The sequence below is a fragment of the Pectobacterium sp. PL64 genome (assembly GCF_022477975.1).
GTDB lineage: Bacteria > Pseudomonadota > Gammaproteobacteria > Enterobacterales > Enterobacteriaceae > Pectobacterium > Pectobacterium jejuense.
Window position 1 is genome coordinate 2,019,240 of sequence record NZ_CP092070.1, and the last position, 17,739, is coordinate 2,036,978.

Below are 17,739 nucleotides of genomic sequence, written 5' to 3' on the forward strand. Positions count from 1 at the left end.
ACCCCTTAGTTTTTACGGAACATTTTCAGCATGCGCTGAGTCACGGTGAAACCACCGAAAATATTGATGCTGGCGATCAATACGGCAATGAATGAGAAGAACGACACCCATCCGCCGTGGCCGATCTGCAACAATGCTCCGACAACGATAATGCCTGATATTGCGTTAGTGACTGACATCAATGGCGTGTGCAATGCGTGGCTGACATTCCAGACAACGTAATAGCCCACCACGCAGGACAGCGCAAAAACGGTAAAGTGAGACAAGAACTCTTTAGGCGCAACATCGGCCAGCCAGCCAAACAGCAGGATGGCGATCACGAGGAACGCATATTTCTTCCACGGCGACGTCGGCTTGGCTTCTTCCTTCACCACTGCAGCGGCAGGTTTTGCCTGCTGTGGCTGTGCTGAAACCTGAATAGGCGGTGCCGGCCAGGTGATCTCACCTTCTTTAATGACGGTCACGCCGCGAATCACGGTATCGTCAAAATCGACGTCAATCTCGCCGTCTTTCTCTTTGCAGAGTAATTTCAGCAGGTTAACCAGGTTCGTACCGTAAAGCTGTGAGGATTGCGTCGGCAGACGACTAGGCAAATCGGTGTAACCGATAATTTTGACGCCGTTCTCCGTCACGGTGACGCGATCGGCTACGGTCAATTCGCAGTTTCCGCCCGTTTGTGCCGCTAAATCGACAATCACGCTGCCGGGCTTCATGCTCAGCACCATTTCTTTGGTGATCAGGCGTGGCGCCGGTTTTCCAGGGATCAATGCGGTAGTGACGATAATGTCGACTTCTTTTGCCTGAGCGGCAAACAGTTCCATTTCGGCTTTAATAAAGGCTTCAGACATGACTTTGGCATAGCCATCGCCGCTGCCTGCTTCTTCTTCAAAGTCGAGTTCGAGGAACTCAGCCCCCATGCTTTTAACCTGCTCTTTTACTTCAGGGCGAGTATCAAAAGCACGAACGATAGCACCTAAGCTACCTGCGGCACCGATCGCAGCCAAACCAGCCACGCCAGCCCCGATAATCATAACCTTAGCAGGCGGAACTTTACCTGCGGCGGTAATCTGTCCGGTAAAGAAGCGGCCAAACTCGTGAGCAGCTTCAACGATGGCACGATAGCCCGCGATGTTAGCCATCGAGCTGAGCGCATCCAGTGACTGCGCGCGCGAAATACGCGGCACGGAATCCATCGCCATCACCGTCACCTGACGGGCAGCCAGCTTCGCCAGCAGTTCTGGGTTCTGGGCTGGCCAGATAAAGCTGACAACCGTACTGCCCGCTCGGGTCAGTTCGATTTCATCATCCTGCGGCGCATTCACCTTCAGGACGATGTCGGCTTGCCAGACTTCCGAACTGTCAACAATCGACGCACCGGCTTCTTCGTATGCCGCATCGTCAAAACTTGCCAGTTTTCCCGCTTCACGTTCTATCGAGACCGTAAAGCCCAGTTTCAGCAGCTGTTCAACCGTTTTCGGCGTCGCTGCTACACGGGCTTCATTGGCCAACCGCTCTCTTGGTACACCAATACGCATGCTGATACCCTTTTCGCTTATTTTAACGAAGGTTATTATTCTCACCCTATTCTGTTATTCGAATTCGCCGAGACCTACTGCACCCTATATCCCCGTATTCACGCGGTAGGAAGAGGGTCTTATCATCTTCTTACCACACGTTTTTTGAGGCGTCTCACTGTAGGCGAACTCATTTATAACGTACTGAAAATGTGATCGATGATCCATAAATAAAATGAATTTCACAGAAAAGCCGAGTTATCACAGGTTCTGTCAGCCTTTCTTGGTCGAAAATCATGCTCTTCTCTGCCTTTTGTAGCATTATTACAGAAGTATTTTTCTGGGCTGTTTCACAAAAACGATGTGTTACAAGGTTGTTAATGCGATAAATTGTATAAATATCCCTTATGATGTCAAAACAATCATTAACCGTTATTATTAGCACTTTTCTTGTTGCGAGCCGAAGCATCATGGCTTTTCAGCCCGCTGAAAATGCTAAAGCACAAGAATTTATTCCGTGCGATAATCAGCCCTATTCCGTTACAGGTTGATTGCTATACCTTAAATAATTCGAGTGGCAGGAAGGCGAAAGGATTTTTTATGAAGCTGAAGACTACTGTTATTGCATCTACATTGTTGTTATCACTCTCGGCATTTTCAGCGCAGGCTGCACAGGAACTTACGCCTGAGCAAGCAGAATCCCTGCAACCCTTTGAACGAATTACGTTTAAAGGACGTTTTAACGCGATCAATGAAGCGGTAGCCGCAGCCTCAAAACGCGCCGACAAGCTGGGCGCAGAGTCGTTTTATGTACAAGCGATGGATGACGCTAATTCGAGTGGCAACTGGAATGTCACGGTCGACCTGTATCGCAAAGATGCGCCAAAGGCGAATCAGGATGTCCAATTTCGCACCTTCTACGGTGTGAAAGAGCTGCCGAAAGATGTGGCGTACGGATTAGAACCTTATGACACCGTCACCGTTGGCGGATTCTTCCGCAGCCAACCGGACGTGAACGACGCCATTGCGAAAGCAGCAAAAGAGAAGAATGCCGATTCGTTCTACATCGTTCGTCAGGTTGATGTGAACTCGAATAGCGGCAACCAAAAAATTACCGCCTACATTTATAAAGCCGACGCACCGAAGCGCCAGACCCAGAGCACCGACGTCATCCCAGCGGATTCTGATGCAGGCCGTGCGGCGCTGGCTGCCGGTGGTGCGGAAGCTGCCAAGGTGGAAATTCCTGGTGTTGCCAACTCTGGCAGCCCTAGCCGTAACGTAGGTAATTTCTTCGAAACGCAGTCGTCAAAAGGTGGACGTTACACGGTAACGCTATCTGATGGCACACAAATCCAAGAACTGAACAATGCCACGGCAGCGCAGATGGTGCCTTTCGATTCGATTAAATTCCGCGGAAACTACACCAACATGACGCAGGTGTCTGAAGCCGTTGCTAAACGTGCGGGCGAGAAAGGTGCTAAGTACTACCACATCACCAGACAGTGGGAAGGTAAAGGCAACAACCTCACGATCAGCGCGGATCTCTATAAATAACAGCCATCGCGCTGTGTCGTAGAAAACGACGAACGTTATAAACACAAAAACCCGCAATATCGCGGGTTTTTTTATACCAGTAATCAATCTACCGTGAGTAAGATTACTTGCTGGTGTCCAGTTCAGGGAAGCTTTTCACCAGATCGTCAATCGCTTTGATCTGTTGCAGGAACGGCTCCAGTTTATCCAGCGGCAGCGCAGACGGACCATCACACTTCGCATTCGCAGGATCCGGGTGAGCTTCAATAAATAGCCCTGCCAGACCGACGGCCATACCGGCACGCGCCAGTTCAGTCACCTGACCACGACGGCCACCGGACGCCGCACCAAACGGGTCGCGGCACTGTAGCGCATGCGTAACGTCAAAAATCACCGGCGCACCGTTGGAAGCATGCTTCATGACATTGAAGCCCAGCATATCGACAACCAGATTGTCGTAACCGAAGTTGCTGCCGCGATCGCACAAAATCACCTGATCATTGCCACCTTCGATAAACTTATCGACGATGTTCCCCATTTGACCCGGGCTGACGAACTGCGGCTTTTTCACGTTGATTACCGCACCGGTTTTCGCCATCGCTTCCACCAGATCGGTTTGGCGCGCCAAAAACGCAGGAAGTTGGATCACGTCAACCACATCGGCAACGGGCTGAGCCTGATGCGATTCATGCACGTCAGTGATAATTTTTACGCCAAAGGTCTGTTTCAGTTCCTGGAAGATTTTCATCCCTTCTTCCAGGCCGGGACCACGGTAAGAGTGAATAGAGGAACGGTTAGCCTTATCGAATGACGCCTTGAACACGTAAGGAATGCCCAACTTCTGCGTGACCGTGACGTAATGCTCACAAATGCGCATCGCCAGATCGCGTGATTCAAGAACATTCATGCCACCAAACAGCACAAAAGGCAGATCGTTGGCGACGGGGATATCCCCTATCTTGACCACTTTATTCGTCATACTTTTACCTTCATGTCGGGAAATAAATTAACGTAGCATTACTGCAAAACGGTTTCTTAATGTAAGACTGTTTTTTTAATGCAAGACAATCTGTTTCTGCTCTATCGAGTGAATCTGCACTTTTATCATTTCACTCACCGGGTCTTCCGGACACTGTTCAACGAAATAGTTGAGATCGGACAGCGCAATATGGTCGCAATCCAGTTGAGCATAAATCAGGCCGCGGTCGCGGATTTCATAGGGATCGTCCGGGTCAAACTGCAGCACCGCTTCGCTGGCTCTCAACGCCAGCTCCATCTGTTTTTCTTCCATCAGAGCGACTTTCAGCGTGTCGAGCATTTTACGCACGATCAGGACGTTCTCAGCTTCATCCAGATCTTCATCAAGCAGGCGGGTTGACGGGCCGATATTACCTTTCAGCCACACTTCCAGCACATGCTCGCTCAACGTATCGCCATTTAGCGGATTGATCAGCCACATCTCTTCGTCGAGCCAGTCGGCGCGCAGAATCAGCTGCGTCGGGAAAATCACCGGCATCAGCGGCAAGCCAAGCTCATTGGCGATATGCAAAAAGATAACGCCAAGCGATACGGGCATGCCCTGACGCGATTCAAGCACTTGATCGAGCCACAGCGCATCAGACAGGCGATAAACACCGCCCGCACCGCCGAATCCCCAGGTGTGATAAAACAGCTCAATCAGCTTTTCAAGCTGAAGATCTTGCTCAAGGTCGTCAGGAATAGCGGCTCGAGCGTTCTCAACCAGCTGTTGCAGATTTTGCCGCACATCCTGAGCGGGAAAGTCGCGGCGAATCGCCTGTGAAACCAACACGACACCATCACTTAGCAGTGACTGGTTGAATTCAAAATCAGCAATAGCACTCATAATTATTCCATCAGCAACGGTGACTGTGTCAGTGCCAGCAGCACGACTACACCAAAGCATATTAAAGCAGATACAAACGCCAACCAGCGAACGTTCTGGCTACGGGGGCGTTTCCCCAAGGCGATAGCGCCAAGAAGGATATAAATGATAACGCCAAACAGTTTTTCCGTCAGCCAGCTTTGCTCGGGAGTAAACGGATACGTATGGCTAAGCGTGATTAAACCAATACCGCTGATTAATAACAAGGTGTCGTTAATATGTGGCAGGATTTTCACCCAGCGCTGTTGCAGCATAGCGGATTGTCGGCACAGCCAAAAAAAACGAATCACAAACAGGGAAATACTAATGCCAACCGTTGCCAGATGCAGATATATCGTGGCTGGGTAAAGAGTTATCACGTCCATTGCTCCTAATAAATTGGGGCATCCGACCAGCGTCCTAACGACACGCGGTCATTGCCACCATAGTCCTGACAGGTTTCTATTTGTGTAAATCCTCGGGCCTGCAAGAGCTGACGCACCGCATCAGCCTGGTGCCAGCCGTGTTCCAGCAGCAGCCAGCCACCGGAATATAAATAATGCGGAGCGGATTCAATAATGGTACGTAGATCCGCCAATCCTTTATCGGCGGCAATCAGCGCGCTGGCAGGCTCAAAACGGACATCGCCCTGCGACAGATGCACATCATCCTCATCGATATACGGTGGGTTACTTGCGATAAGCGCAAAGCGCGTGTGATCAAGCGGTGAATACCAGCTTCCGGATAAGAAATGGGCGTTGTCGAGCCCCAATTGCTGGGCGTTTTTTGTCGCTAACGCAACGGCATCGGGTTGAACATCAACGCCAGTCACCCGGCAATCACGCCGTTCACTCGCCAGCGCCAGTGCAATCGCACCGGTTCCCGTGCCCAGATCCAGCACGGCACACGGCGTTTGAGGCAGGCGTAGCAAGGCTTGTTCGACCAGACACTCGGTATCGGGCCGAGGAATCAGCGTGGCGGGCGACACAGCCAGCGGCAGTGACCAAAACTCGCGCACGCCGATCAAATAGGCGATGGGTTCTCCCTGTTCACGACGCGCCAACAGTTCAGTTAATTGCTGCTGTTCAGCCGCGTTCAGCTCAGTTTCACCAAACGCCAGCAGGAACGTACGGGACTTGCCGGTTACAAAGCCCAGCAAAATTTCCGCATCTCGCTTCGGGCTTTCTCCTGCCGCGAGCTGCGCCGCGGCAGAGATTAACCAATCCTGATACGTCATTATTCCTGCTCGGACAACGCAGCAAGCTGATCGGCCTGGTATTCCTGCACGACCGGTTGAATCAGCGTGTCCAGCTTCCCTTCCATGACTTCATCCAGCCGGTAAAGCGTCAGGTTAATGCGGTGATCGGTCACCCTTCCCTGTGGGAAGTTGTAGGTACGGATACGGTCGGAACGATCGCCGCTGCCGAGCAGGTTACGGCGGGTTGACGCTTCTTCCTGCTGACGTTTCTGCACTTCTGCGGCACGAATACGCGCGCCCAACACCGACAGCGCTTTGGCTTTGTTTTTGTGCTGTGAACGCTCGTCCTGACACTCCACGACAATACCGGTTGGCAAGTGGGTAATACGGATAGCGGAATCGGTGGTGTTAACGTGCTGACCGCCCGCGCCAGAAGAGCGGAAGGTATCGATGCGTAAATCCGCCGGGTTGATGTCCGGCATCTCTGCTTCTGGCACTTCCGCCATCACGGCGACCGTACAAGCTGAGGTATGAATGCGCCCTTGCGATTCCGTCGCGGGAACGCGCTGAACACGATGACCGCCGGATTCAAATTTGAGCTGGCCGTACACGCCGTCACCGGAGATTTTGGCGATAACTTCTTTATAGCCGCCATGTTCGCCATCGCTGGCGCTTACCACCTCAACGCGCCAGCGGCGTGATTCAGCATAACGACTGTACATACGGAACAGGTCGCCGGCAAAGATCGCGGCTTCGTCACCGCCCGTTCCGGCACGCACTTCCAGAAAACAGCCGCGCTCATCGTCGGGATCTTTCGGCAACAACAGCACCTGAAGCTGTTGCTCCAGTGCGTCAATCGTCGCTTTCCCCTCTTTCAATTCTTCCTGCGCCATATCGCGCATTTCAGGATCGTCCAGCATCATTTCTGCGGTTTGCTGATCCTCTTGCGCCTGCTGCCATTGCTGGAAACAGCGGGTAATATCAGTGAGCTGCGCATATTCTCGCGACAGCGCGCGAAAGCGATCCATATCAGCGATGACGCTGGGCTCACCGAGTAACGCCTGGACTTCTTCATGGCGTTCTTGTAACGCTTCCAGTTTAGCAACAATAGAAGGCTTCATGCGGGCGGTTAAATCCTGTAATAGAGATGAATGCTAGTCCAGCCCAAGGCTGTCACGTAAAATTTGTAACCGGTGTTGGTCGCCGTCACGAGCGGCTTGCTGAAGGGATTTGGTCGGCGCGTGAATCAGACGGTTGGTCAAACGGTGTGTCAGTTCCTGAATCACCGCTTCAACGTCATTGCCTTGTTGGATGGCAGCCAGCGCCTTGGCCGTCATTTCCGCACGCAATTCATCGGCCTGAGCACGATAATCGCGAATGGTCTCCACCGCGGACTGCGCACGCAGCCACGCCATGAAGTCGGAGCTTTCCTGCTGCACGATAGATTCAGCCTGCACCGCCGCTGCTTTGCGCTGAGCGAGGTTATGCTGAATGATCGCGTGCAGATCGTCCACACTGTAGAGATAAACGTTCGGCAATTTACCGACTTCCGGCTCAATATCACGCGGAACCGCAATATCCACCATCAGCATTGGCTGATTCCGTCTCGCCTTCAGCGTCCGTTCCATCATCCCTTTTCCGATAATCGGCAGCGTACTTGCCGTTGAACTGATCACGATATCAGCCTGAACGAGCTGTTCGTCCAGCTCTGCCAGCGTGATGACTTCTGCGCCCACTTCCGTTGCCAGCGCCTGCGCGCGTTCACGGGTACGGTTCGCGATCACCATTTTCTGCACTTTGTGCTCGCGAAGATAGCGAGCGACCAGTTCAATGGTTTCTCCGGCACCGACCAGCAGCACAGTGACATCCGACAGTGATTCAAAAATCTGCCGCGCCAGCGTACAGGCGGCAAATGCCACCGACACCGCGCTGGCACCGATATCCGTTTCCGTACGAACCCGTTTGGCAACGGTAAAGGATTTCTGGAACAGCCGCTCCAGTTCGCTGGACAAGGAATGACCACGCTGTGATTCGGCAAACGCCTTCTTCACCTGCCCCAAAATCTGCGGTTCGCCTAACACCAGAGAATCCAGACCGCTGGCAACACGCATCAAATGGCTAACGGCGGCATTATCCTGATGCCAGTACAGACTGCCGTTGACTTCTTCTGGGCGCAATTGATGATATTCACACAGCCAGCGAATCAGCTGCTCACGCTGGTTTTCCTGTTCGTCAACGCTAAGATAGAGTTCCGTACGATTGCAGGTAGACAGCACAACGCCGCCCTGCACCAGCGGTTGCTGTAGCAGACTGTCGAGGGCCACGCCGAGTTTATCTGGTGAGAACACAACACGTTCACGCAGAGAAACCGGTGCGGTTTTGTGATTAATACCAAGCGCAAGCAGGGTCATTAGGCTGTTTCTGAGTAATACCGGTCTTAGTATGGATTTCGTCTGAACCGCATTCTACTTGATGCGGGAGTGCAAGAAAAGCGACAGCACGCGATACACCTCGTCTGAGGTAGTCACTTTTTGACAAAAAACAATAAACGGCATTAACGAATAACAATCATTGACGCTGAGCGGTAAGCCCGTTAGCGTGACGTATTTCACGGACTTCGTTCATTTACAGGATACGACCAACATGCCAACCAAAACCGTCCGATGCCTGCGTTTACTGCCTTTAGCCAGCGTATTGCTTGCCGCCTGTAGCATTAATCAACCGACCCAAACGGGTAAAAGTACCACCTCGCCAGAGTGGCAGCAGCATCAGCAAAAAGTCCAGCAGCTCAGCCAATACCAGACGCGCGGCGCTTTTGCCTATATCTCCGATAGCAAAAGGGTATCAGCCAATTTCTTCTGGCAGGACACACCGCCACAGCGTTATCGACTGCTGCTGACCAACCCGCTCGGCAGCACCGAATTAGAACTGCGTGCCCAGCCTGACGGCGTGCAAATCACCGACAATCAGGGCAAGCGTTACGTGGGTAAAGATGCCGAATATATGATTCAGCAACTGACCGGTATGGCGATCCCACTGAATAATTTGCGCCAGTGGATTCTCGGCATCCCAGGTGACGCCACCGAATTCACGCTAGATGAACGCTATCTGCTGAAAACCATCACCTATCGTCAGGGCAACCAAAACTGGAATGTCAGCTATCAGAGCTACAACACCGAGTTGACGCCTCCGCTGCCAACCAGCCTGGAGCTGGTTCAGGGTGAACAGCGTATTAAGCTGAAGATGAATAACTGGATGGTTAAATAAGCGATGCAACCGACGGTTATCGAGACATGGCCTGCCCCCGCCAAACTGAACCTGTTTCTTTATATTACCGGTCAGAGAGAGGACGGGTATCACCTGCTGCAAACGCTATTCCAGTTTCTGGATTACGGTGACACCCTGACGATTCGGCCGCGTGATGACGACCAGATTAACCTGCTTACCCCTGTCGACGGTGTAGCGAACGAGCAAAATCTGATCGTCCGCGCCGCTCGCTTATTACAGCAGCACTGCGAACACTACAATATTCGCCCTGCCCAGTTCGGCGCAGACATCAGCATTGAGAAACACCTGCCGATGGGCGGCGGGCTGGGAGGCGGTTCATCCAATGCCGCGACCGTTTTGGTTGCCCTCAACCATTTGTGGCAAAGCGGGCTGAGCGTGGATACGTTGGCCGAACTGGGGCTGCAATTGGGTGCCGATGTTCCCGTCTTTGTTCGTGGGCATTCTGCCTTTGCCGAAGGCATTGGCGAGCAGTTAACCCCCGCGAATCCGCCAGAAAAATGGTATCTGGTCGCTCACCCTGGCGTGAGTATTGCCACACCGTTGGTTTTCAGCGATCCTGAGTTGACGCGGAATTCGCCAATTCGTGATTTAGAAACTTTATTAAACCAGACCTTCGTCAATGATTGTGAAGCTATCGCAAGAAAACGTTTTCGTGAGGTTGAACAGCTACTTTCATGGCTGCTAGAATATGCCCCGGCGCGCCTGACTGGAACGGGGGCTTGTGTGTTTGCAGAGTTTGACACCGAGTTCGCAGCCCGTCAGGTGCTTGACCAGGCCCCGGAATGGTTAAACGGTTTCGTCGCGAAAGGTGTTAATATCTCTCCGCTGCACCGTACGCTTTCTGGGCAACGTTAGGTTTTGCCACACACCGGCTGCCATGCGGCCAGTCTGTAGCAAACTTAATTCATACACCCGTATGCATGTTGTACCTGTTGTTCTTCCTTGCTTGGCAGGTGCAATATTTCTCTGGACGCAAGCCTGAGGTTCTTCTCGTGCCTGATATGAAGCTTTTTGCTGGTAACGCCATCCCGGAACTAGCACAACGTATTGCCAACCGTTTGTACACTAGCCTTGGCGACGCCGCTGTCGGTCGTTTTAGCGATGGCGAAGTCAGCGTGCAAATCAATGAAAATGTACGCGGTGGTGATATTTTCATCATCCAGTCCACCTGTGCACCCACCAATGACAACCTGATGGAACTGGTTGTGATGGTCGATGCTCTGCGTCGCGCTTCCGCGGGACGTATTACCGCCGTTATCCCCTACTTCGGCTATGCCCGTCAGGATCGTCGCGTGCGTTCCGCACGTGTGCCAATCACCGCGAAAGTCGTTGCTGACTTCCTGTCCAGCGTGGGTGTTGACCGTGTTCTGACTGTGGATCTGCACGCTGAGCAGATTCAGGGTTTCTTCGATGTGCCAGTAGATAACGTATTCGGTAGCCCGATCCTGCTGGAAGATATGTTGCAACAGAATCTGGAAAACCCGATCGTGGTTTCTCCAGATATCGGTGGCGTTGTGCGTGCCCGCGCAATCGCTAAACTGCTGAACGATACCGACATGGCGATCATCGACAAGCGCCGTCCGCGTGCCAACGTTTCTCAGGTAATGCACATCATCGGTGACGTCGCTGGCCGTGACTGTGTGCTGGTTGACGATATGATCGACACCGGCGGCACGCTGTGCAAAGCGGCGGAAGCGCTGAAGGAACGTGGGGCTAAACGTGTATTCGCTTATGCCACACACCCGATCTTCTCAGGCAATGCTTACGAGAACATCAAGAACTCTGTAATTGATGAAGTGATTGTCTGCGATACCATTCCGCTGGCGGAAAACATTCGTTCACTGCCGAATGTTCGTACGCTGACACTGTCCGGTATGTTGGCCGAAGCGATTCGTCGTATCAGCAACGAAGAGTCCATTTCTGCAATGTTTGAACATTAATCGCCGCTGATCAGATAATCGATCAAAAACGATAATGAGGGAGCCACCTGTAACAAGGTGGCTTTCTTATTTTTATCGCTACCAATTGCCTATCACTATAAAAAACAAAAAACCGCCATAGCGAGGCTACAGCGGCTCTATTGTTCATTTTCATTAATACTTATGGGTAATTAACGGTTATTGATGGCGCTGGCGGCGACAACGCTTATCAAAGTGCTTAACCCACCAGTAACGATCCGCGACTTCTTCACGCCCGCTAATACGCGCCCCCGCCAACCAAAATATTGCGCCAGAAAAAATACTGACCAGATCAATGTAAGTCATATATTCAGGAACATTCAGTTTCGGGAACTGGCTGGCAATAGAAAAACCGATACCGCCAATCATCATGATCATCCCGATACCCATCAATATATTACCTAGTACTGTCACGTTCTTGCGTTTCATCTGCCACCTCCAGATTAATTCTGTGGATGAATCGGAGTGCCATTACTGTTTACTGTCGTATTATTGATGTAATTATAGACAATAATGTACTTAGATGATTGCGGGAGGGATCACAGATAAGGGGAATGATTAATATTTTTTTACGTTTAAACAAATAAATAGACAAAAATCCGAATAATCACACCACTAAACAAATAACAATATTTTTACATTCCAACACCGATATTTGGCTATCCCTCATGCGGTGTGTAAACTAGCGCTTTCGTTATCACACTACCCTGCGTCAGTTTAAGCACGTAATCTGGAATATACCGTGAGCAGCATTAAATTAATTGTCGGCCTGGCGAATCCCGGCGCTGAATATGCCGCCACCCGCCATAATGCGGGCGCCTGGTTTGTCGATCGTCTGGCGGACGCTTACCGTCAGCCGCTGAAAGAAGAAAGCAAATTTTTTGGTTACACCTCCCGCCTGAATCTGGCTGGGCAAGATGTACGTCTGCTGGTTCCCACCACGTTCATGAACCTGAGCGGCAAAGCCGTCGCGGCAATGGCCACTTTCTACCGCATCCAGCCTGATGAAATTCTAGTTGCACACGATGAACTGGATTTATTACCGGGAATTGCCAAACTTAAGCTGGGCGGCGGGCACGGCGGCCATAACGGTCTGAAAGACATCATCAGTAAATTGGGTAACAACCCGAACTTCCATCGTTTACGCATCGGTATCGGCCATCCGGGCGATAAAAGCAAAGTGACCGGTTTTGTGCTGGGCAAACCGCCGACGAGCGAGCAGACGCTGATCGACGATGCCATTGACGAAGCTGTACGCTGCACAGAAATCCTGATGAAAGAAGACATGATCAAAGCGATGAACCGCTTGCATGCCTTCAAAGCGGCATAATCTGGTCAGAATGCGGATGGCAGATCGAGATAAATCGCCATTCCGTGTATAATCGGCCGAAATATTTCCATTCTGACAGGCAAGAGATAGTAATTGCCTGATTAATAAGTTATTTAAGGTGATATAAACATGGGATTCAAATGCGGTATCGTTGGGCTGCCTAACGTCGGTAAATCCACTCTGTTCAATGCGTTGACCAAAGCCGGCATCGAAGCGGCCAACTTCCCGTTTTGTACCATCGAGCCGAACACTGGCGTAGTGCCAATGCCCGATCCACGTCTGGACAAGCTGGCTGAGATCGTTAAGCCACAGCGTATCCTCCCTACCACCATGGAATTTGTTGATATCGCGGGTCTGGTAAAAGGCGCGTCCAAAGGTGAAGGTTTGGGTAACCAGTTCCTGACCAACATTCGTGAAACGGAAGCCATCGGCCACGTTGTACGCTGCTTCGAAAACGACAACATCATCCACGTAAACAACAAAGTTGATCCAGCTGATGACATCGAAGTCATCAACACTGAATTAGCCCTGTCTGACCTCGATACCTGTGAACGCGCCATTCATCGCGTGCAGAAGAGAGCCAAAGGCGGCGATAAAGATGCTAAAGCTGAGCTGGCCGCGCTGGAGAAATGTTTACCGCAGTTGGAAAACGCGGGCATGCTGCGCTCGCTGGATTTAAGCGATGAAGATAAAGCAGCTATCCGCTACCTGAGCTTCCTGACGCTGAAACCAACGATGTACATCGCTAACGTCAACGAAGACGGCTTCGAAAACAATCCATACCTCGATAAAGTGCGCGAAATCGCCGCCGCTGAAGGTTCTGTCGTTGTGGCCGTATGCGCCGCCGTTGAATCGGATATTGCCGAACTGGACGATGCTGACCGTGAAGAATTCATGGCTGAGTTAGGGTTAGAAGAACCGGGCCTGAACCGCGTAATCCGTGCGGGCTATGAACTGCTGGATCTGCAAACCTACTTCACTGCTGGCGTGAAAGAAGTTCGTGCATGGACGATCCCTGTCGGTGCAACCGCCCCGCAGGCCGCCGGTAAGATTCACACCGACTTCGAGAAAGGTTTCATCCGCGCGCAAACTATCGCCTTTGAAGATTTCATCACCTACAAAGGTGAACAAGGCGCGAAAGAAGCCGGAAAAATGCGTTCAGAAGGCAAGGAATACATCGTTAAAGATGGCGATGTGATGAACTTCCTGTTCAACGTCTAATTCGCTTCTGTTGTCTCATGCGATCTCAATGCATCGCATGAAGACTGACAAACCCATAAAATCCACGCGATTGCGTGGATTTTTTTTCATGGTGTCTCAGGTGATATGGAAGCGCAGTCAAAAATACGCATAGGGATGTGTACAAGTGGAGCAGCAACTACGACTTTACTCTGCGCACCGTCGCCACTCTCAATATCTATCTGGCCGTAGCTGGCAGCATAGTGTCTATTGATGCTGCGGATATTCAAATATCGTCCGTTGTATGGTCGACGATAATTTCCAATGTCTTACGAATAACATCTCCCTCAACCACATCATTCGTAGATTCAAGCAATTCCATCAGTCGCAGAATAATCGTTTTATTGCTCAGTGTCTCGCCGTTAGCGAGGATACTACGGATAACCGCACCAAGCATCGCGGACTCATCTGCCAGCATATCTCCCGCATTACGAAAATATTCAGACAATACCGTATCAGGAAGATCTGCATAATTTTCTGGCTTTTTAAGTGTAGTCTGACTCATGTATTCACACCGTTATTCATTTATTTGTCATTAGATACTGTCAGTGCTTTTTATCGGAACTACCTTGTTGACGGCCACCAAACAATGGATAGACATTATCTATTTCATCTTCATCCCATTCACCGACCTCGTTCGTTGGGCTGAGATACATAGACGTGCCATTATTGTGAGTAATTTCAGCAATAATTCGTACTATTGTCTCTCGTCGCCCTTCGTTCGGTTCATGAGACTCCATTGCTTGCAGCTTCACGATAAGTGCTTGAAGGCTGATGGGACAATGTTCCCTGAGGAGAGACAGTACAGCCTCTCCGATTAACTCATCTATCAGTTGATTAATTTTACTACTTTTCATAACTGCGTCTCTGGTGCCGCAATATTCGGAACGTAAAGCGGCATTAGTCAGGTGCTCTGATGGAGGTGTCAGGCAGAAAGGTTAGCCCCCCTTGCGAAACTTTCACCACTCCTTGCCAGAATTGACTTTAATAACATGAGCTTAAGGTATTTATTACGGTCAGCGAACGCGTTTAACGGTCAAAAAGCAGACCGATTAACGTATAATAGTGTCTTTCCTCTTCTTCATCGCAAGCCTGTTCAACTCGACGAAACAGTTTATTGCAAATGGCTTTTCGGCTCAGGCTTTTCCCTTCACTTAAAATTTCAACCACAATGTGTCCTAATGTTTCCTGCTGGCTAGGTAACGTGGCTTTATTGAAATACCGGGTAATGGCATTAGCAGTATCTGGAATGTAACCATTCTGATGCATATGTCACTCCTCTAATCTTTAGTAATCAATGAAATTATCATTAAACTTATACAAAAAAAGAAGATCCGTACATTAAAATTGTACAAATAAATCAATAAAAATGGCGATTGCATATAAAAATCTTTAAATTCAATTAATTACAAAAAACAAACAGTTGGAAAAACCTGAAAATTTGTACGTGCTCTCTAAAGGGATTAGAAGGACTGAGATAAAATGTCAATTCGTCAGAAAAGCGTTGTGATGTCAAGGTATTACACATCGCATCTCTTTGGCCAAGCTGCATTCCTCACAAGACGTGTAGATAAGCATCTGTTACTGTATTGGTTCATTTATTTTTTGCCTCGGGACTATCATGCTCACGACCATCATTTACCGTAGCCATATCTGTGACAACATCCCGATTAACACACTAGAAGACATGGTCGCTGCTGCAAATGAAAAAAATAGCCGAGTTGATGTAACGGGCATTTTGCTTTTCAATGGCACCCATTTCTTCCAATTACTTGAAGGTCCTGAAGAAAGTGTTATCCCTATCTACCGCCACATCTGCAAAGACAATCGCCACTATAACGTGGTAGAGCTTTTGTATGACTACGCGCCATCACGGCGATTTGGTAAGACTGGGATGGAGCTCTTTGATTTAAGAAAATATGACAGGAATGAAGTGCTTCAGAATGTACTGGACAAAGGCACGTCCAAATATCAGTTAACCTATGATGACCGTGCTCTTCAATTCTTCAGAACGTTTGTTGAAGACAGGGAAAAAGAGAACTACTTTGAAATCCCCCCTGCTGACTCATGGGATTTCATTCTTGATGAGAATACCGCTCAGCCAAAAACTATTTTCACCGATAAATCATCAGACTGTAGTTTCGCTTTTCAGCCAATCATCGACCCGCTTTCACGACAGATTGTGTCGCTGGAAGCACTAATCCGTACACCATCCGGCGACCAAGCCCACTCTTATTTCGAGGGGCTGACAGAGGATGAAATCTACGAGGCTGATCTCAGAAGTAAAAAAATAGCATTTGCTATGGCCTCTGCGCTACAGCTTGGGGAACAGAGTCTATCGGTTAATCTTAGACCGATGACATTGGTTAAGATCCCCCAGGCAGTTAACTTTCTCTTGCAGGAAATTCAGACAAACGGGCTTGTACCGGAACAAATCATTATAGAATTTACCGAAAGTGAGGTTATCTCGCGCTTTGACGAATTTACTGACGCCGTCAGGCTTTTGAAAGCGGCAGGCATTCGTGTAGCCATTGACCACTTTGGTGCGGGTTTTGCTGGGCTGTTATTACTTGCCCAGTTTCAACCTGACAGGATCAAAATCAACCGAGATCTGATCAAAGACGTACATAAAAGTGGCTCTCGGCAGGCCATCATTCAAGCCATTATCAAATGTTGCACCTCGCTTGAAATCTCGGTTTCCGCCGTAGGTATAGAGAAACCTGAAGAGTGGATGTGGCTGGAGTCTGCCGGAATCTCTCTTTTTCAAGGATATTTGTTCGCCAAACCAGAGATTGGCACAATCCCAGCGATCGCCTGGCCAGAAAAAAAGTCAGTTTTTTAGAATAAGCACAATATTGAGGTAATCGTCAGGTTCCCATACTTGTACAGTAAAAAAAATTTGTACAACTTGTCATGATTAGTTAGTTTTAGCAGTGAGCAGATCGGCTTTTAGCATGAGGGAGTCAATGACTTTTTATAGTATTGGTGATGTAGCCGAACGATGTGGAATTAATCCCGTAACACTGCGAGCCTGGCAACGGCGCTATGGATTGCTGAAACCGCAGCGCAGCGAAGGCGGGCATCGCCAGTTTGATGAAAGTGATATTCAGAGAATCGAAGAAATTAAGCGTTGGGTAGAAAGTGGCGTTCCTGTTGGTAAGGTTAAAGCACTGCTAGAAAAAAAGAGCGTTTCCATCAATGATGGCTGGTCAGCACTTCAGGAAGAAATGATGACCATATTGCGCCATGTTCGCCCCGCCAAACTGCGAGCCATGATCGTGGCAATAAGTCGAGAGCATTCTGCCGACTCACTCATCGATCATATTTTTATCCCAGTGCGTCAACGCCTTAGCCTTGATCAAAATACGTCACAGATTATGTCTAGCCTGCTAGATGGTATTCTTATTGAGTATGCTGTCCTATGCCTTGCTGAGTCGCGTAAAAAACAAGGGAAAGAAGCTTTACTTATTGCATGGGATAACAATGACCGCACGCGTTTGTGGCTAGAAGCGTGGCGTCTTTCACAACAGGGCTGGAGCATTGAAGTATTAGCGGAACCACTTAGCTCCCTTCGCCCAGAACTCTTTCCTGGCCAACACATTTTAGTATGGACAGGCAAAGCGTTGTCTCGTAGTCAGAGTGAACAACTCTCTCACTGGCAGCAACAAGGGTTTTCCATCGATTTTCACAAAGCTTAATCGCGATAGTTTATCGATATTAAAGCGTTTACCCGCGAATTCGTATGAATGGAAACCATTCTGCCTATCACTCAACACGGGTCATTTCATTAATACAAC

General features: G+C 49.7%; 19 protein-coding genes. 8 read left to right on the forward strand and 11 right to left on the reverse strand.

The features are described from left to right. Positions 1 to 5: 5 nt before the first annotated feature. Positions 6 to 1,535 (reverse strand): Re/Si-specific NAD(P)(+) transhydrogenase subunit alpha, encoded by a 1,530-nt coding sequence (pntA, locus tag HP572_RS08915; protein ID WP_010274963.1) that lies wholly within the window; start codon positions 1,533 to 1,535, stop codon positions 6 to 8. 579 nt (positions 1,536 to 2,114) lie between these two features. Between pntA and ydgH the strand changes: the two genes are divergently transcribed. After that, positions 2,115 to 3,068, forward strand: coding sequence for a DUF1471 family protein YdgH (gene ydgH / locus HP572_RS08920; protein WP_240585384.1), 954 nt, complete (start codon positions 2,115 to 2,117; stop codon positions 3,066 to 3,068). 103 nt (positions 3,069 to 3,171) lie between these two features. Here the strand turns inward: ydgH and kdsA are convergent, their stop codons facing one another. The 6 genes from kdsA to hemA all read right to left on the reverse strand — a co-directional run bounded on the left by kdsA (position 3,172) and on the right by hemA (position 8,538). After that, positions 3,172 to 4,026: a 3-deoxy-8-phosphooctulonate synthase gene (gene kdsA / locus HP572_RS08925; protein WP_010274945.1), complete on the reverse strand. Its 855-nt coding sequence runs from the start codon at positions 4,024 to 4,026 to the stop codon at positions 3,172 to 3,174. Positions 4,027 to 4,101: 75 nt separating this feature from the next. Continuing rightward, the gene (sirB1, locus tag HP572_RS08930) at positions 4,102 to 4,911 is read right to left on the reverse strand and encodes an invasion regulator SirB1 (protein WP_010274939.1); all 810 of its coding nucleotides are present in this window, start codon (positions 4,909 to 4,911) and stop codon (positions 4,102 to 4,104) included. A 2-nt stretch (positions 4,912 to 4,913) separates the two neighbouring features. Beyond that, positions 4,914 to 5,315, reverse strand: a complete 402-nt coding sequence (locus tag HP572_RS08935; RefSeq protein WP_010274936.1) for a SirB2 family protein — start codon at positions 5,313 to 5,315, stop codon at positions 4,914 to 4,916. A 5-nt stretch (positions 5,316 to 5,320) separates the two neighbouring features. Further along, positions 5,321 to 6,166, reverse strand: coding sequence for a peptide chain release factor N(5)-glutamine methyltransferase (prmC, locus tag HP572_RS08940; RefSeq protein WP_240585385.1), 846 nt, complete (start codon positions 6,164 to 6,166; stop codon positions 5,321 to 5,323). Continuing rightward, positions 6,166 to 7,248: a peptide chain release factor 1 gene (gene prfA, locus HP572_RS08945; RefSeq protein WP_205550371.1), complete on the reverse strand. Its 1,083-nt coding sequence runs from the start codon at positions 7,246 to 7,248 to the stop codon at positions 6,166 to 6,168. Before prfA ends, prmC begins: the two co-directional genes overlap by 1 nt. 33 nt (positions 7,249 to 7,281) lie before the next feature. Then, the gene (gene hemA / locus HP572_RS08950) at positions 7,282 to 8,538 is read right to left on the reverse strand and encodes a glutamyl-tRNA reductase (protein WP_039496291.1); all 1,257 of its coding nucleotides are present in this window, start codon (positions 8,536 to 8,538) and stop codon (positions 7,282 to 7,284) included. Between the two features lie 232 nt (positions 8,539 to 8,770). Between hemA and lolB the strand changes: the two genes are divergently transcribed. The 3 genes from lolB (at position 8,771) to prs (ending at position 11,355) form a co-directional block, all read left to right on the forward strand. Further along, positions 8,771 to 9,394, forward strand: a complete 624-nt coding sequence (gene lolB / locus HP572_RS08955) for a lipoprotein insertase outer membrane protein LolB (RefSeq protein WP_240585386.1) — start codon at positions 8,771 to 8,773, stop codon at positions 9,392 to 9,394. Between the two features lie 3 nt (positions 9,395 to 9,397). Continuing rightward, on the forward strand, positions 9,398 to 10,270 hold the full coding sequence (gene ispE, locus HP572_RS08960) for a 4-(cytidine 5'-diphospho)-2-C-methyl-D-erythritol kinase (protein WP_240585387.1): 873 nt from the start codon (positions 9,398 to 9,400) through the stop codon (positions 10,268 to 10,270). A 137-nt stretch (positions 10,271 to 10,407) separates the two neighbouring features. Beyond that, positions 10,408 to 11,355 (forward strand): ribose-phosphate diphosphokinase, encoded by a 948-nt coding sequence (gene prs / locus HP572_RS08965; protein ID WP_010274915.1) that lies wholly within the window; start codon positions 10,408 to 10,410, stop codon positions 11,353 to 11,355. Between the two features lie 177 nt (positions 11,356 to 11,532). Here the strand turns inward: prs and ychH are convergent, their stop codons facing one another. Beyond that, entirely contained in the window at positions 11,533 to 11,802 is a 270-nt protein-coding gene (gene ychH, locus HP572_RS08970; protein ID WP_205550365.1) for a stress-induced protein YchH, read from the reverse strand. Positions 11,803 to 12,115: 313 nt separating this feature from the next. On the opposite strand from ychH, the gene pth reads away from it, so the two are divergent. Next, positions 12,116 to 12,703 (forward strand): aminoacyl-tRNA hydrolase, encoded by a 588-nt coding sequence (pth, locus tag HP572_RS08975; protein WP_010274897.1) that lies wholly within the window; start codon positions 12,116 to 12,118, stop codon positions 12,701 to 12,703. A gap of 129 nt (positions 12,704 to 12,832) precedes the next feature. Next, positions 12,833 to 13,924, forward strand: a complete 1,092-nt coding sequence (ychF, locus tag HP572_RS08980; protein ID WP_039480662.1) for a redox-regulated ATPase YchF — start codon at positions 12,833 to 12,835, stop codon at positions 13,922 to 13,924. A 244-nt stretch (positions 13,925 to 14,168) separates the two neighbouring features. Here the strand turns inward: ychF and HP572_RS08985 are convergent, their stop codons facing one another. From HP572_RS08985 to ycgZ, 3 genes are all read right to left on the reverse strand, one after another. After that, positions 14,169 to 14,447: a biofilm development regulator YmgB/AriR family protein gene (locus HP572_RS08985; RefSeq protein WP_205550359.1), complete on the reverse strand. Its 279-nt coding sequence runs from the start codon at positions 14,445 to 14,447 to the stop codon at positions 14,169 to 14,171. Between the two features lie 40 nt (positions 14,448 to 14,487). Beyond that, positions 14,488 to 14,799, reverse strand: coding sequence for a hypothetical protein (locus HP572_RS08990; RefSeq protein WP_205550357.1), 312 nt, complete (start codon positions 14,797 to 14,799; stop codon positions 14,488 to 14,490). A gap of 172 nt (positions 14,800 to 14,971) precedes the next feature. Further along, positions 14,972 to 15,211 (reverse strand): regulatory protein YcgZ, encoded by a 240-nt coding sequence (gene ycgZ / locus HP572_RS08995; protein ID WP_240585388.1) that lies wholly within the window; start codon positions 15,209 to 15,211, stop codon positions 14,972 to 14,974. A gap of 352 nt (positions 15,212 to 15,563) precedes the next feature. Here ycgZ and HP572_RS09000 point away from each other — a divergent pair, with 352 nt between their 5' ends. After that, on the forward strand, positions 15,564 to 16,784 hold the full coding sequence (locus tag HP572_RS09000) for a diguanylate phosphodiesterase (RefSeq protein WP_205550353.1): 1,221 nt from the start codon (positions 15,564 to 15,566) through the stop codon (positions 16,782 to 16,784). 124 nt (positions 16,785 to 16,908) lie between these two features. Further along, a complete protein-coding gene (locus HP572_RS09005) occupies positions 16,909 to 17,640 on the forward strand; it encodes a MerR family transcriptional regulator (RefSeq protein ID WP_240585389.1) in 732 nt (243 codons plus the stop codon). The last annotated feature ends 99 nt before the right edge of the window (positions 17,641 to 17,739 follow it).